Origin of the sequence: Hyphomicrobium sp. (assembly GCF_051860585.1) — a bacterium.
Classification (GTDB): domain Bacteria; phylum Pseudomonadota; class Alphaproteobacteria; order Rhizobiales; family Hyphomicrobiaceae; genus Hyphomicrobium_C.
The window spans coordinates 176,017-189,861 of record NZ_JBHYDS010000001.1; the positions used below are offsets into that span (position 1 = coordinate 176,017).

Below are 13,845 nucleotides of genomic sequence, written 5' to 3' on the forward strand. Positions count from 1 at the left end.
GAGAATGGCCATCTTCATCAACGAAAATACGCCGATCCTCGTGCAGGGCTTCACCGGCCGCATCGGCACGTTCCACGCGCAGGAAATGATCGACTACGGCACCAACGTTGTCGGCGGCGTCACGCCCGGCAAGGGCGGCAGCTCTCACCTCGGCCGTCCGGTGTTCAACACCATGAAGGGCGCCGTGGACGAGACCAAGGCCGAAGCCTCGATCGTGTTCGTACCGCCGCCGTTCGCGGCGGATGCGATCATGGAAGCGGCCGATGCCGGCATCAAATACTGCGTCTGCATCACGGACGGCATCCCGACGCAGGACATGATCCGCGTGAAGCGCTACATGCGCCGCTACAAGAAAGAGAACCGCATGGTTCTCACGGGGCCTAACTGCGCGGGCACCATCTCGCCCGGCAAGGCGATGCTCGGCATCATGCCGGGGCACATCTACATGCCGGGCCGCGTCGGCATCGTCGGCCGCTCGGGTACGCTCGGCTACGAGGCTGCCTCGCAGCTCATGGGACTCGGCATCGGCGTCTCGACCTCGGTCGGCATCGGCGGCGATCCCATCAACGGATCGTCGTTCAAGGACGTGCTCGAGCACTTCGCGCAGGATCCGGACACGGACGCGGTGATGATGATCGGCGAAATCGGCGGTCCGCAGGAAGCCGAAGCAGGCGAATACATCCGCGACCACTTCAAGAAGCCGGTCGTCGCTTACATTGCGGGCCTTTCCGCTCCGAAGGGCCGCCGTATGGGCCATGCCGGCGCGATCGTCTCCGCATTCGGCGAAGCCGCGGCTGAGAAGGTCGAAATCCTGGCAAACTGCGGCGTCTCGATTGCGCCGACGCCGTCGGAAATGGGCTCCACGGTTCAGCGCGTGCTGGCCGAACGCAAGGCAGCCTAAAGGCTACGGCGGGACGCGCAGACTGGCCGGCAACCGAAAAACCCATTCGGCCCGGCGCGCTTCCCCTCTCAGGTCCGAGCCACCTCTGTGCCCGATGCCAGAGGCGGCTCGACGACCCGGCGGTCTCATGTTTGGACCGCCGGGCCCTTCTCTGCCTTTGGGACTCTCGTTGCGCGAGCCCCGTTTCAGCCGGGGCGTTGAGGAGATCTAGATGTCGTCCAAGAAACAGGCGTCCGGCGAAAGCAAGTTCGACGAAAAGTCGCTGCGCGCTGAATTGAAAGCGCTGCGGGCGCAAATCCCCGATCAGCCGACGCTCAATCCGATCGTCAATGTCGCGTTCAATCTTTCGCGGCGGCTCGAGGGTGGCGAGGTCAGCTTTGACGACGTCACGGCGTTGGCGACGCGGCTGATGGACAGCGCCTGCATCCACCGCGCGGTGCTCCTCAAGGACCAGATCGGCGTCGAAAGCGAAGACGCGACCCGCAAGGAATTCTCCGACTTCATCAAGCCGTTCGCGGCCGGCACGGACGCGAAGGCGTTCGAGGCGTTCAAGGCCCGGTTCTCGCGCGCACGCAACGGCATCGTCTTCACCGCCCATCCCACGTTCGGGCTTTCCGAAGCGCTTTCGGACCGCATGGCGGAAATCGCCGTGTCCGGCAGCGGCGACGGGCAGACGATCGGGCTTCCGCACCGCCCCGACGCACCGCTGACGCTCGAATACGAGCATGGCCGCGTTCAGAGCGCGATCCGCAACCTGCGCGATGCCTACTGCGATATTCTCGACGACTTCTTCCGCACGGCGCACGAGACGTTCGGCGACAAGGCTCTGGCCTCCAATCCCCAGCTCGCGACGTTCGCCTCGTGGGTCGGCTACGATCTCGACGGGCGCACGGACATCAAGTGGACGTTCTCGTTCCTCGTTCGCCTCAAGGAAAAGATCGCGGCCCTCGCCGACATCCGCGAGCGCGTGCAGGCGTTGCGCCCGCAGCTCGGCGAGGACGGCGAGATGGTCCGCCTTGTCCGCCAGATCACCGGCAAGCTCGACCTCGCGGTTGCGGCCGCGCAAGGCCAACTCAAGGCGCTCGAGTCCGTCGGCACGAACGGCTTCACGCTCGCGCATGCGGCGAACGTCATCACTCAGGGCGACGGTCATAATCTGACCAGCGCCGAGCCGCTGCTGGCATTGCTCGACCAGATCACCGAAGCAACGCAATCTCTCGATAACAAGGTCGCGGTCGCGTCCGTCGCGGGCCTGCTGCGGGCGACCGGCCTCGGCATGAGCCACATCCACGTGCGCGTCAACGCCGTGCAGATCAACAACGCGTTCCGCGCCTTCGTGCACGAAAGCTGGACGCGCGACCTGACCGAACGACAGGCGCTCGCGCGCATCGTCGAAATGATCCGCACGGTCAAGCCCGAGACGGTGAACTTCGAGACGCTCGATCTCGAGAATGCCACCGCCATCCGCCAGTTCGCGCTGGCGGCGCAAATCTCCAAGCACATCGATAGCGACACGCCGATCCGCTACCTGATCGCCGAATGCGAGACACCGGGCACGATCCTGATCGCGCTCTACTTCGCCAAGCTGTTCGGCGTATCGGAAATCGTCGACATCTCACCGCTGTTCGAAACCCCGGCGGCGCTCGAAACCGGCCCGCGCCTCGTCGAGCGCCTGCTCGCCGAGGAAGCCTATCGCGACTATGTCTCGAAGCGCGGCCGCCTCGCCGTGCAGACCGGCTACTCCGACGCCGGCCGCTTCATCGGCCAGATCGCGGCGGGCCTCGCCCACGAACGCCTGCATCACGGCCTTGCCGAGGTTGTCCGCAAATCGGGCCTCAAGAACGTCGAGACGCTGATCTTCTCGACGCACGGCGAGAGCATGGGACGCGGCGCGCATCCCGGCCCGCTCCGGCGCCGCCTCCGCTACGTGTTCCCCGGTGAATCGCGCTGGCGCTTCTTCCGCGACGGACTGCCGGTGAAGCACGAGACGAGCTTCCAGGGCGGCGACGGCTATCTGTTCTTCGCCAACCGCGCGTTCGCGCAGCGCGCGCTCGCCACCATCATCATGAGCGGCAAGGATCCCGGCGAAGGTGAGGATCCGTTCTACACGGACACCAATCTGACGCTCGATTTCCAGCTTCGTCTGCGCGACTACCAGCAGCAACTGTTCGCTCATCCGGGCTACCGCGCGCTGCTCGGCGCGTTCGGCGCCAACCTGCTGTTCAAGACCGGCTCGCGGCCCGTCAAGCGGCAGGGCGATCACCATTCCGACCGCGGCGATCCGGCCCGCATGCGCGCCATTCCGAACAACGCCATCCTGCAGCAGTTCGGCTATGTCGCGAACGTCGTGGCGGGCCTCGGTGCGGCCGTCGGCAGCGAGCGTGAGCGGTTCGTCGAAATGGCGAAGAAGTCGTCACGGCTCAGGCCGCTGATCGAGATGATCGCGCGCGGCAAGCAGCTTTCGAGCCTCAATGCCGTGGGCGTCAACGCCATTGTGTTCGACGCGGGCTTCTGGGCGCAGCGCGCGTCCTGGGCGCGCGAGGCGCATCTCGACGGCGCGTTCAAGTTCCTGGCCGACCGCCTGCTCGACGACGACCGGGCGCAGAAGATCAACGGGCTCGCGCACTATCTGCGGCTCGACGCCATCGAGCTGCACGGCATCCTCGAGGAAATCGGCCTCGAGGGCGGCAAGATCCCCGACGAGCACCGCATGGAGCTCGATCTGCTGCAGGCCATCCGCGCCGCGCTGATCATGCGCATCTTCATCCTCACAGCTCAATTGCCGCGCTTCACGCCGACCAACGAAGTGACGCACGAGGAGATCGTCGGCAAGGCGCTGTCGCTCGAGATCCCCGAAGTGGTTCGCGTCGTGCGGCAGGCGTTTCCGCGCCGCGTCGACGATCCGCACGATGACGGCAATTTCGTCGAGAAGGCGACCTACCTGCCGAAGGGCATCGACGACTACGGCCGCATCGAAACGGAGATCCTGGAGCCGATGGAGCGCGCCTACGAGCTCGTGCGGGAAATCGGAACGGGCATCTCGCATCACTGGGGCGCATTCGGCTGAGGATTTCCCCATAGCCCTGCACTTGCGATGGGGAGAGGGGTCCATGCGAAGCATGGCTCCGCCATGACGGTGAGGGGCAGAAGCTGGCGCTGCGGTGTTTTGCTGCCCCTCACCCCAACCCTCTCCCCGCAAGGCGGGGAGAGGGAGAAGAACCCTCACCGCATGCCGGGGGCATGGCTCCGCCATGACCCTCTCCCCGCAAGGCGGGGAGAGGGAGAAGAGCCCTCAGTGCATGCCGAGCCAGCGCGGCAGCGCCAGCGAGAGATCGGGCCAGAAGGTGACGACCATCAGGAACGCCACCATGGTGGCGAGCCACGGCACGACGGCGCGCGACATGGTCATGAGACCCAGCTGCGAGATGCCGCTCGCCACATAGAGATTGAGCCCTACGGGCGGCGTGATCATGCCGATCTCCATGTTGACCACCATGATGATGCCGAAGTGCACGGGGTCGATACCGAGCTTGGCCGCCACCGGAAACAGGATCGGCGCTAAGATCAGCGTCACGGACGCCGGCTCCATGATCGAGCCCGCAACCAGCAGGATGACGTTCACCACCAGCAGAAACGCGATCGGGCCGAAGCCCTGGTGAATGAGCCAGTCGGCCATGGCTTGCGGGATCTGCTCGTGGGTGAGCAGGAACGTGAAAAGCACCGCGTTGGTGATGATGTAGAGCAGCATGGCGCTCATGCTGGCGGATTGCAGCAGCACGCGCGGCACGGCGTTCAGAGGCAAGTCGCCGTAGATGAAGACCGCGACCACGAACGCATAGACCGCGCTGACGGCCGCGGCTTCCGTGGGCGTAAACACGCCGCCGTAGATGCCGCCCATGACGATCACGATCAGCGCCAAACCCCAGAAGCAATCGACGAAGGCCGCGAGGCGCTCGCTCCAGGGCTGGCGCGCGCCGGCAGGATAGCCGCGACGCCAGGCGAGCCACACCGTCGTCAGCGCGAGAAGCGTGGCCAGGACGAGACCGGGCACAACGCCGGCCATGAAGAGGTCGTCGACCGACGCGGCGTGGACGCGTTTCCCATCGGGACCTATCGCCGCCATGCCGGATGTCGCCACGCTGTAGAGCACCATGACGATGGACGGGGGAATCAGAATACCAAGCGCGCCGGACGACGCGACGACGCCCGCGCCGAATTTTTTTGGGTAGCCGCGCGCGACCATGGCCGGGATCATGATCGAGCCGACGGCGACGACGGTTGCCGGAGACGAGCCGGACAAGGCCGCGAAAATGGCGCACGCCACGACGGCCGCGAGGCCCAGCCCTCCCGGCCAGTGGCCGACCATCGCAGTGGCGAAGCGGATCATGCGACGCGCGACACCGCCGTGCGTCATGAAATTGCCGGCGAGAATGAAGAACGGCACGCACATCAGCTCGAAGCTTTCGATGCCGGTAAACAGCTTCAGCGCGACGGCGCTGAGCGGCGCGTCCGTCAGCGTGAACAGCACCGTGAGAACGGTGAGCCCGAGCGCGATGGAAACCGGCATGCCGACGAACAGCAGCGCGACGAGGAGCAGAAAGATCAGGGCTGTCGTCACCGGGGCACCTCGGCGCCCGCGGCGGAGCCGACGCCTTCGACGGCACCGGGATCATGGTGCGGACGTTCCCCCGTCCGCCAGTAGACCCACGCCACCTCGAGGAAGCGGAAGCACATCAGGTAGGAGCCGAGCGGCACGGCCAGATAGACGATCCACATCGGCAGTTCGAGCACGGCTGAGGTCTGCCCGGTGTCGTAGATGTGCCAGACGAGGTTGGCGCCAAGGGTGCCGATGACGGCCGTAAAGAATGCGCCCGCGAGCAGCCCGGCAAGGATGAGTATCCGTTGCGCGTTGCCGGTGAGGCGCTCGACGAGGATATCGACGCCGACGTGGATGCCGGTGCGCACGCCGTATGCGGCGCCGAACTTGGCCATCCAGACGATCATGAAAATGCAAAGTTCCTGCGCCCAGGTCAGGCGAACATAGGCGATGGCGAAGAACACGCTCTTGCTGGCGACGCTCAGGCCCTCCAACCCCTCCGCACGAGACCATCGGTAGAGCGATGCGACGCCCGAAAGGCCATAGCGCTGCACCACGGCAACGAAGATCAGCAGCGTCGCCGCGCCGAGCAGCGTCGCGATGATGATCTCCTCAAGCGAGTCGAGAGCCCGCGCGGCCTTCGAGCGCCGATCTTGCATTTGGGTTTTCCACGCCGGTTGGCCGCGGTGGGCCGCATTCATTCCGTGCACGCCTATGACACGGGATGCGCGCGCCGTCACGCCCGCTGTGGCCGCCTCAGTCTCCGCCGGTATTTCGTGGGCACTGGCGCTGTCGGATTCGAGCCCCTACGTTCGTCCTCGAGGAAACGCGAAAGGATACCCCATGGCCTATGTGGACGGATTTGTGCTGATCGTTCCGACGGACAAGATCGACGCCTACAAGAAGATATCGACGAAGGCCGGCAAAGTCTGGCGCGAGCATGGCGCGCTCGAATATCGCGAATGCGTGGGCGACGATCTCGACATGAAGTTCGGGCGCCCGTTTCCCAAGCTCTTGAAGCTGAAGCCGACCGAGACGGCCGTGTTTTCCTGGATCGTCTACAAATCGAAGGCCCAGCGCAATCAGATCAACGCCAAGGTCATGAAAGATCCGCGCCTTTCCGGCATGGATCCGAAGTCGATGCCGTTCGACATGAAGAAGATGTCGATGGGCGGGTTCACTGTGCTCGTGGACGTCTGATCGCGCGCGGAAGCGATGGCCGGTCCGGGCCGCGGCGTGGCGGCAATCACCGGGCCGGGGCTTTGCGGCCCGTGACGGCATAGATGCGGTCGATGAGGTCGCGGCCGATGCGGCCGGCCATTTCGTCGTGAACGGGAACGAGCGCCGCGACCCAGGCCGCGCGTTCCGCCTCGGTCGGCTCATGGAACGTGGTCCGGCCGGACGCCTTCATTTCCACAAGCGCGTCGTCGTTTTCCTGGCGCGCGAATGCGTTGGCGACCGGCGTCGTTTCCGCAATGGCACGCTCCAGGGCTTTGCGGATATCGGGGGAAAGGCCGGTCCAGAATGCGTGGTTAGAGATCACGGCGTAGCCAAGATAGCCGTGGTTGGTCATCGTGGCGTGGGCCTGCACCTCGTACATTTTCTGGGTGTACATATTCGCCGGCGTATTTTCCGTCCCGTCCACCACGCCCGAGGAGAGCGCCTGATAGGCTTCCGAGAAAGCCATCACCTGGGGGAGGCCGCCCATCGCCCACATCTGGGCTTCGATCACCTTCGACGCCTGGATGCGCATCTTGAGACCGAGCACGTCGTCCGGTCCGCGGAGGGCGCTGTTGGCCGACAGGATCTTGAAGCCGTTGTTCCAATACGCGAGCCCGATGAGACCCTTCTGTTCGAGCCTGCCCAGAAGCTCGCGGCCGATGTCGCCGTGCGTGACTTTCTCGAGAGCCTCGTAGTCCGCGAACATATAGGGCAGGTCGAACGCCTCGAACGCTTTGATGCCGAGCGGGCCGAATTTCGAGACGGACGGCGCGAGCATCTGGACGGCGCCGAGTTGCAGGGCCTCCAGCTCCTCCTTGTCCTTGTAGAGCTGCGAGTTCGGGTAGAGCTCGATGCGGACGCGGCCGTTCGTGTAGCGCTCGGCAAGCGCCTTGAAATGTTCGGCGGCGCGGCTCTTATGCGACTGGGGCGCCGCCACGTGGCTGAACTTGATGACGATAGGCGCATCGGCCGCGCGGGCGGGTGCGAGGGATAACCAGGCAAGCGCGAAAACCAGCACGACGCTGCGCATGTAAGCGATCCCCCTCCTCCACCCGGCTCCGTCAGCGCAGGGGCATTTCACGTGGCTCGTCCGCTTCGATGCGGGCCTGCTCCGCCCGGCGCCAATCGCGCAGGACGCGGCGGGTCAGGCGGAAAACGCGGCGCGCGCGGCGGCGGTCGTCCTTTGGCAGGCAGACGCAACAGCAGCAGAAGAACGGCTTGCGCGCGATCTTGAGCATCAGCTCCCGATGCTTCCACGCCGTTTCGTTCGAAACGCCGTCGGTCATGACCTCCGTCTCCCGTCCTATGCGTGCCGTTTCAAGGCCTCGGCCGTTAGCGCAAAGAGCTCGCCCTCACTTTGCTCCGTATCGAGCCAAAGAAACGGCAATGACGGGTATTCGGTTTCAAGCGCCTCGCGCGCCATGCCAACCTCGACGACCAGCATCCCCTCGGTATTGAGATGAACGGCGGCCTCGGCCAGGATGCGGCGCACGAGATCCAGTCCGTCGTCGCCGCCGAGGTGAGCCAGCTCGGGCTCCGCCTTGTATTCGGGCGGGAAGGCCGCGACGGCTTCGGCCGTCACGTAAGGCGGATTGGAGATGATCAGGTCGTACGTTCGACCCTCGAGGCCCGCGAAGAGATCGGACCGATGGATGGAAATGCGGTCAGTGAGGCCGTAGTCCTCGACATTGCGGGCGGCGACCTCCAAAGCGCCGACCGAGATGTCGACGGCATCGACCGCTGCATTCGGGTACGTCAACGCCGCCAGAATGGCCAGACACCCCGATCCGGTGCAGAGGTCGAGGATGCTTTCGACTCCATCGGGATCGGGCACCACGGCCGACAGGCCGTCGTCCAGCAGCTCGCCAATGTAGGACCGGGGCACGATCACGCGCTCGTCGACGTAGAACGGGCGGCCCCGGATCCAGGCCGTGTTAACCAGATAGGCGGCGGGCTTGCGGGTCGCGATGCGCTGCTGGATGAGGTCCGCCACCTTGGCGCGCTCGTCACGCGTCAGGCGCGCGTCCATCCAGGGTTCGAGCTGATCGATGGGCAGGCTCAACGCCGACAGAATGAGATACGCGGCCTCATCGAGTGCGGTCTCGGTGCCGTGGCCGTAGGCGAGTTTCGCCACAGTGAAGCGGCTGACTGCGTAGCGAAGCCAGTCCCGGATGGTGAACAGGTCGTCAAGGTGGCTGAAGTCGGCTGGTTTGCTCATGGACCCGGTGCGCTGTTGATCGTCTCACGTGTCCGTAGCCGATGGGGCGGGCGGTGCCAACCGACAGTTGCGCGCGGCGCGGACGGGCCTTATCGGAATGGCGTCTCGAAATGGTGTCCGGGAGGTGCCCATTCGGCGGGCACGGCACGCTTCGGATGACCTCGCAACATTCGCAACTGCGAAAGGGTTGACGCATCGCGTCATCGTGTCCAATGCCTATCGTGCCGCTTGGCGAAGCGCACGCAAAACGCCAATATCGCCAGCTTCGTCCCCGTTACATCGGGGCCGCTCACTTATAGAAACGACCATTCGGAGGGAACACCGTGACGGTGAAATCAGATATCGAGATCGCGCGCGAAGCCAAGATGAAGCCGATCACCGAGGTTGCAGCGAAACTCGGCATCCCCGCCGACGCCATCATCCCCTACGGCACCACCAAGGCGAAGCTCTCGTTCGATTTCATCAACGCGCTGAAGACCCGCCCGGACGGCAAGCTGATCCTGGTGACGGCCATCAGCCCGACGCCTGCCGGCGAAGGCAAGACCACGACGACGGTCGGCCTGACGGACGGCCTTAACCGTATCGGCAAGAAGGCCATGTGCTGCCTTCGCGAGCCCTCGCTGGGCCCGTGCTTCGGCGTCAAGGGCGGCGCGGCCGGCGGCGGCTATGCGCAGGTCGTGCCGATGGAAGACATCAACCTGCACTTCACGGGCGACTTCCACGCCATCACCAGCGCGCACAACCTGCTCTCGGCCCTGATCGACAACCACATCTATTGGGGCAACAGCCTCGGAATCGACAGCCGCCGCGTGGAATGGAAGCGCGTTCTCGACATGAACGACCGCGCGCTGCGCTCGATCACGAACTCGCTCGGCGGCGTCTCGAACGGATACCCGCGCGAGGACGGTTTCGACATCACGGTCGCTTCGGAAGTGATGGCGATCCTTTGCCTCTCCAGCGACCTCAAGGATCTCGAAAACCGCCTCGGCAACATCATCATCGGCTACACGCGCGAGAAGAAGCCGATCCGGGCGCGCGACCTCAAGGCGGACGGCGCAATGACCGTGCTGCTCAAGGACGCGCTGATGCCGAACATGGTGCAGACGCTCGAGAACAATCCTGCCTTCATTCACGGCGGGCCGTTCGCGAACATCGCGCATGGCTGCAACTCCGTGCTGGCGACCAAGAGCGCGCTCAAGGTGTCCGATTTCGTCGTCACGGAAGCGGGCTTCGGCGCTGACCTCGGAGCGGAGAAGTTCTTCAACATCAAGTGCCGCAAGGCCGGTCTGAAGCCGGCCGCAACGGTCATCGTCGCGACCGTGCGCGCGCTCAAGATGCATGGCGGCGTGGCCAAGGACAATCTCAAGAACGAGGACGTCGCGGCCGTCGCCAAGGGCTGTGACAACCTCAAGCGCCACATCGAGAACGTGAACAAGTTCGGCGTGCCGGCGATCGTCGCCATCAACCGCTTCATCACGGACACGGACGCTGAGATCCAGGAAGTCATGCGGGCCGCGGAGAGCATGGGCACGCGCGCCTTCATGTGCACGCACTGGGCCGATGGCGGTCTTGGCACCGAGGCGCTGGCCCATCATGTGGTCGAGGTCGCGAACTCGGGCAAGGCAGATTTCAAGCCGCTCTATCCGGACGACATGCCGCTGCGCGAGAAGGTTCGCACGATCGCGACCGAGATCTATCGCGCCTCCGACATCGCCTGCGACAGCTCCGTCGAGACCAAGTTCAAGGACCTGGAAGCGATGGGCTTCGGCCATCTGCCGGTCTGCATGGCCAAGACGCAGTACTCGTTCTCCACGGACCCGACCAAGCGCGGCGCGCCGACGGGCCACGTGGTGCCGGTGCGCGAGCTGCGGCTTTCGGCGGGTGCCGAGTTCGTCGTCGTCGTCACGGGCGAGATCATGACCATGCCGGGCCTGCCGCGCGTGCCGTCGGCGGATTCGATCCGGCTCAATGCCGAAGGTCTTATCGAAGGGCTCTTCTAAGCTCCACACGCACGCTCAATGCGAAACCGGCCGGTGCAGGGTGCACCGGCCGGTTTTTTTGTGGGTGGCTTAGAGACGCCTGGTCGGATCGTCATCCGTCACGTCTGCCGGGGCGGGTTCAGGTGCCGGAGCGGCCGCTTCAGCGGCTGCGGCCGCCGCAGCGGCAACTGCCATCTTGCGCTCCTCACGCTGCTTGAACAGCTCGTGCTTGGCGTGCTCTTCCCGCGGCCGAACGATGAATATTTTATAGGCGTGAAACGCGATGCCGGCGCCCCAGCCCAGCACGACCCACTGCACCCAGAAGTGCGCGCCCTCGATCAGATTGATGATCGCCAGGCCAGCTATGACGGCAAGGAAAATGCTGAAGTGGGTGTAGAAGCCGTTGATCGCCTTATCACGCTCAGTTTCCATGGCGTGTTCGAAGAGGTCATCCATCGCGAAGCCTCCTAATCCCTTATCGCTCCGATGTGGGACCACTCTACACCCATTGAGGCACATGGAAATGCCTCGTACGGAACACTTCAGCGTTAAGCAACAAGATGAAGCGGCTGGGTTGCCGGTCGCATGAACTCGAAGCCTTGCGCGACAAGGCGGCCTTCGGCGGCATCCGCGACCAGGGCCAAGCGGGTCGTCGCGTTCAGGATCGGCGGCTTGAGCCAGGAAAAATCGGTATCCAAGTCCGGAATGACGCAGTGCATCATCGAGGCGCGCTCCGCGCTCGCCATGCCGCGCGAGCGGCCCCGCCAACCCGGCGCTTCCCAGTGATTGGCGGCAACATTCGGCCCGACGTGGAGACGCGCTTCCGTCTCCGTCCGTTCGATCACGACAGTTTCGTTCGGCCTGATGCCGGCGAGCGAGAAAATAGCGGGCGTGGAAATGGGCTCGCGCGTCAATCGTTCGCGGGCATCGGCGAAGTCGGTGGCGTCCTCGAACACGGATCGCAGCAGATGGGCCGGGGTCGGGTGCGGCATGGTCCAGACGCGGCGGCGGCTGACGGCCCAATCGAGCACGTAGAACCCTATCGCCTTGCGCATCGGCGCCTGATTGAGGGCGGCCGAGAAACGGCCCGGAGCCATGCCCGTCAGAACGCCCGTGTAGCCGGGCCATGTCATTGTGACGAACGGGCCATGGCGGTTCTCGACGCGCGCGGCGATGACATGGCGGCCGAGGCCCGGCGTGCGCCAGTCCAGCACGCGCACCAGCCGCGCGCTCTTGCGGTCCGGGCCTGGGGCAACGCGACAGGTGCAGGCCCATTCGTAGTTCACGGACAGAAAGTAGGCGCCCGGCCGCTTCAGCCGTTCGGCAATGGCGTCAATTTCCGCAAGGTGCGCGTTCTCCCATTTGGCCAGCCAGCGCCGCGATACATAGTCGAGCTGGCGAAGGGCCGCGGAGGGCAACGCGCCGGTGGCGAGATCGAGAAGCGCATGCGCGCGCGCTTCGTGGGCGAGCAGCGATTCCATCGGGAACGACGGACCCGTGTCGAGAACCGGGATCGGCTCGAGCGGATCGAAGGCATGGGCGGGGGACAGCATGGAAGCGGCGGCCTCCTGCCGCGACGGCGCCAGCACTACGACGCGTCCCTACAGGTAGGCTTTCAAAACGGCGCGTCAAGATGATCGCGGGCTCACACGTGCGTCATAGCGAGAACGCTTGCTAGTCGCGCGGCATGATAAACCACAGCACCAGGTACGCGAGAATGCCGGGGAAACCGATCGAGGCGACGGTCGCGACAACATAGAGAAAGCGCGTGAGCGTGGGGTCCCAGCCGAGCCACCGCGCCAGACCTCCGCACACGCCGCCGATCAGCGCGCCCTGGCTGACGCGCCGGAGAGGCGCTGACGTGTTGAAGAGGGTGGGATCTGACATAGCAATGTGCCCAAGTTTATTGACAATCAACTCACCTAACGTTCTTAAGGGGCGCTCCGTTCCACAATGACGGCCCCGCGGCAATGACAACGCCCGCCTCCTACCTGCCGAGAGCCCGATGCGCCGCCGCCTTCTCATCATTCACAATGCTCATGCCGGGACTCGAAGCCGGTATTTTCTGCGCGCCGTGTGTCGCGCACTGGAGGCGGCCGGCGCGGAGGTGCGCGTCGAGCATGCCGATACTCTTGCCGCCGATGCGGCCATCGCGCGATCCGCCGTTGCGGAGGGGCGTTTCGACGCCATCGTCGCCGCCGGTGGCGACAGCACCATCCGCGGTGTCGCGTCGGGCCTTCTGGGCAGCGACGTTCCGCTCGGCATCATTCCCATCGGCACCGGCAACGTGCTCGCACGTGAGATCGGCGTTCGCTGCCGGGCAAAAGTGCTGGCGCAAACGCTTCTGCGTGGACCCAGCGTGCCAATCCGGTACGGGCTCGCCGACGGCACGCCTTTCTTGGCCATGGCGGGCGTCGGGTTCGACGCGGACGTGCTTCTCCGCCTCAGCATGGCGTGGAAACGCACCGTTGGGCGGATGGCCTATGCGTGGCCCATCCTGCGGGCCATGGCGCACGCCCCCCGGCCCTTTGAAGTCGTCGTCGATGGACGCACGCTTCCGGCGACTTGGCTGATCGTGACGCGCGCGGCGCGCTACGGCGGATCATTCGTGATCGCCAAGGAGCAGAGCCTGGCCGGTGATGGTTTCCACGCCGTGATCGCGAATGCCACCACGCGACGGGCGCTGGCGGGGCTGCTCATTGCGATCGCCCGAGGGCGCCTCGAAGGCCGGGCGGACGTTACCGTGCTGCCTTGCTCCCAGCTTGGCGTCCGCGCCAGTGACACGATCGCGGCACAGATCGACGGGGAGCGTCTATCGTCCGTACCGCGCGAGATTGCGGTCGGGCCGGAGCGTTTGACGCTCATCGTTCCGCATGGGTCTCCCCTTGCGGCAATGCGCGGCGCGTAGCCGGACGGGCTTTGGCACGCT

13 protein-coding genes are annotated in these 13,845 nt (G+C 65.1%); 5 read left to right on the top strand and 8 right to left on the bottom strand.

Features of this window, described 5'->3' with window-relative positions:
* Positions 1-4: 4 nt before the first annotated feature.
* Entirely contained in the window at positions 5-901 is an 897-nt protein-coding gene (gene sucD, locus ACTIFK_RS00795; protein ID WP_439541133.1) for a succinate--CoA ligase subunit alpha, read from the top strand.
* Positions 902-1,112: 211 nt separating this feature from the next.
* Complete coding sequence (locus ACTIFK_RS00800; protein ID WP_439541134.1) at positions 1,113-3,968, top strand: phosphoenolpyruvate carboxylase; 2,856 nt, start codon at positions 1,113-1,115, stop codon at positions 3,966-3,968.
* Positions 3,969-4,193: 225 nt separating this feature from the next.
* Here the strand turns inward: ACTIFK_RS00800 and ACTIFK_RS00805 are convergent, their stop codons facing one another.
* Positions 4,194-5,519, bottom strand: a complete 1,326-nt coding sequence (locus ACTIFK_RS00805; RefSeq protein ID WP_439541135.1) for a TRAP transporter large permease — start codon at positions 5,517-5,519, stop codon at positions 4,194-4,196.
* A complete protein-coding gene (locus ACTIFK_RS00810) occupies positions 5,516-6,157 on the bottom strand; it encodes a TRAP transporter small permease (RefSeq protein WP_439541136.1) in 642 nt (213 codons plus the stop codon). Before ACTIFK_RS00810 ends, ACTIFK_RS00805 begins: the two co-directional genes overlap by 4 nt.
* Before the next feature lie 184 nt (positions 6,158-6,341).
* Here ACTIFK_RS00810 and ACTIFK_RS00815 point away from each other — a divergent pair, with 184 nt between their 5' ends.
* Positions 6,342-6,698: a DUF1428 domain-containing protein gene (locus ACTIFK_RS00815; protein WP_439541137.1), complete on the top strand. Its 357-nt coding sequence runs from the start codon at positions 6,342-6,344 to the stop codon at positions 6,696-6,698.
* A 46-nt stretch (positions 6,699-6,744) separates the two neighbouring features.
* Here the strand turns inward: ACTIFK_RS00815 and ACTIFK_RS00820 are convergent, their stop codons facing one another.
* The 3 genes from ACTIFK_RS00820 to prmB are packed head-to-tail and all read right to left on the bottom strand — an operon-like array spanning position 6,745 to position 8,937.
* The gene (locus ACTIFK_RS00820) at positions 6,745-7,749 is read right to left on the bottom strand and encodes a TRAP transporter substrate-binding protein (RefSeq protein ID WP_439541138.1); all 1,005 of its coding nucleotides are present in this window, start codon (positions 7,747-7,749) and stop codon (positions 6,745-6,747) included.
* A 31-nt stretch (positions 7,750-7,780) separates the two neighbouring features.
* Positions 7,781-8,005, bottom strand: a complete 225-nt coding sequence (locus tag ACTIFK_RS00825; RefSeq protein WP_439541139.1) for a hypothetical protein — start codon at positions 8,003-8,005, stop codon at positions 7,781-7,783.
* A gap of 17 nt (positions 8,006-8,022) precedes the next feature.
* Positions 8,023-8,937 carry a 50S ribosomal protein L3 N(5)-glutamine methyltransferase gene (gene prmB / locus ACTIFK_RS00830; RefSeq protein WP_439541140.1) on the bottom strand — a complete coding sequence of 305 codons (915 nt, stop codon included), beginning with the start codon at positions 8,935-8,937 and terminating at the stop codon, positions 8,023-8,025.
* Positions 8,938-9,260: 323 nt separating this feature from the next.
* Here prmB and ACTIFK_RS00835 point away from each other — a divergent pair, with 323 nt between their 5' ends.
* Complete coding sequence (locus ACTIFK_RS00835) at positions 9,261-10,937, top strand: formate--tetrahydrofolate ligase (protein ID WP_439541141.1); 1,677 nt, start codon at positions 9,261-9,263, stop codon at positions 10,935-10,937.
* A 69-nt stretch (positions 10,938-11,006) separates the two neighbouring features.
* Here the strand turns inward: ACTIFK_RS00835 and ACTIFK_RS00840 are convergent, their stop codons facing one another.
* From ACTIFK_RS00840 to ACTIFK_RS00850, 3 genes are all read right to left on the bottom strand, one after another.
* Positions 11,007-11,372 (bottom strand): 2TM domain-containing protein, encoded by a 366-nt coding sequence (locus ACTIFK_RS00840; RefSeq protein ID WP_439541142.1) that lies wholly within the window; start codon positions 11,370-11,372, stop codon positions 11,007-11,009.
* 92 nt (positions 11,373-11,464) lie between these two features.
* Complete coding sequence (locus ACTIFK_RS00845) at positions 11,465-12,469, bottom strand: hypothetical protein (RefSeq protein WP_439541143.1); 1,005 nt, start codon at positions 12,467-12,469, stop codon at positions 11,465-11,467.
* Positions 12,470-12,590: 121 nt separating this feature from the next.
* The gene (locus ACTIFK_RS00850; protein WP_439541144.1) at positions 12,591-12,803 is read right to left on the bottom strand and encodes a PspC domain-containing protein; all 213 of its coding nucleotides are present in this window, start codon (positions 12,801-12,803) and stop codon (positions 12,591-12,593) included.
* A 118-nt stretch (positions 12,804-12,921) separates the two neighbouring features.
* Between ACTIFK_RS00850 and ACTIFK_RS00855 the strand changes: the two genes are divergently transcribed.
* Positions 12,922-13,824: a diacylglycerol/lipid kinase family protein gene (locus tag ACTIFK_RS00855; protein WP_439541145.1), complete on the top strand. Its 903-nt coding sequence runs from the start codon at positions 12,922-12,924 to the stop codon at positions 13,822-13,824.
* Positions 13,825-13,845: the final 21 nt, after the last annotated feature.

Bases quoted from the DNA above. Each gene is read 5' to 3' on its own strand.
- sucD (WP_439541133.1), top strand. From the start codon at position 5: ATGGCCATCTTCATCAACGAAAATACGCCGATCCTCGTGCAGGGCTTC.
- ACTIFK_RS00800 (WP_439541134.1), top strand. From the start codon at position 1,113: ATGTCGTCCAAGAAACAGGCGTCCGGCGAAAGCAAGTTCGACGAAAAG.
- ACTIFK_RS00810 (WP_439541136.1), bottom strand. From the start codon at position 6,157: ATGCAAGATCGGCGCTCGAAGGCCGCGCGGGCTCTCGACTCGCTTGAG.
- ACTIFK_RS00815 (WP_439541137.1), top strand. From the start codon at position 6,342: ATGGCCTATGTGGACGGATTTGTGCTGATCGTTCCGACGGACAAGATC.
- ACTIFK_RS00820 (WP_439541138.1), bottom strand. From the start codon at position 7,749: ATGCGCAGCGTCGTGCTGGTTTTCGCGCTTGCCTGGTTATCCCTCGCA.
- ACTIFK_RS00825 (WP_439541139.1), bottom strand. From the start codon at position 8,005: ATGACCGACGGCGTTTCGAACGAAACGGCGTGGAAGCATCGGGAGCTG.
- prmB (WP_439541140.1), bottom strand. From the start codon at position 8,937: ATGAGCAAACCAGCCGACTTCAGCCACCTTGACGACCTGTTCACCATC.
- ACTIFK_RS00840 (WP_439541142.1), bottom strand. From the start codon at position 11,372: ATGGATGACCTCTTCGAACACGCCATGGAAACTGAGCGTGATAAGGCG.
- ACTIFK_RS00845 (WP_439541143.1), bottom strand. From the start codon at position 12,469: ATGCTGTCCCCCGCCCATGCCTTCGATCCGCTCGAGCCGATCCCGGTT.
- ACTIFK_RS00850 (WP_439541144.1), bottom strand. From the start codon at position 12,803: ATGTCAGATCCCACCCTCTTCAACACGTCAGCGCCTCTCCGGCGCGTC.
- ACTIFK_RS00855 (WP_439541145.1), top strand. From the start codon at position 12,922: ATGCGCCGCCGCCTTCTCATCATTCACAATGCTCATGCCGGGACTCGA.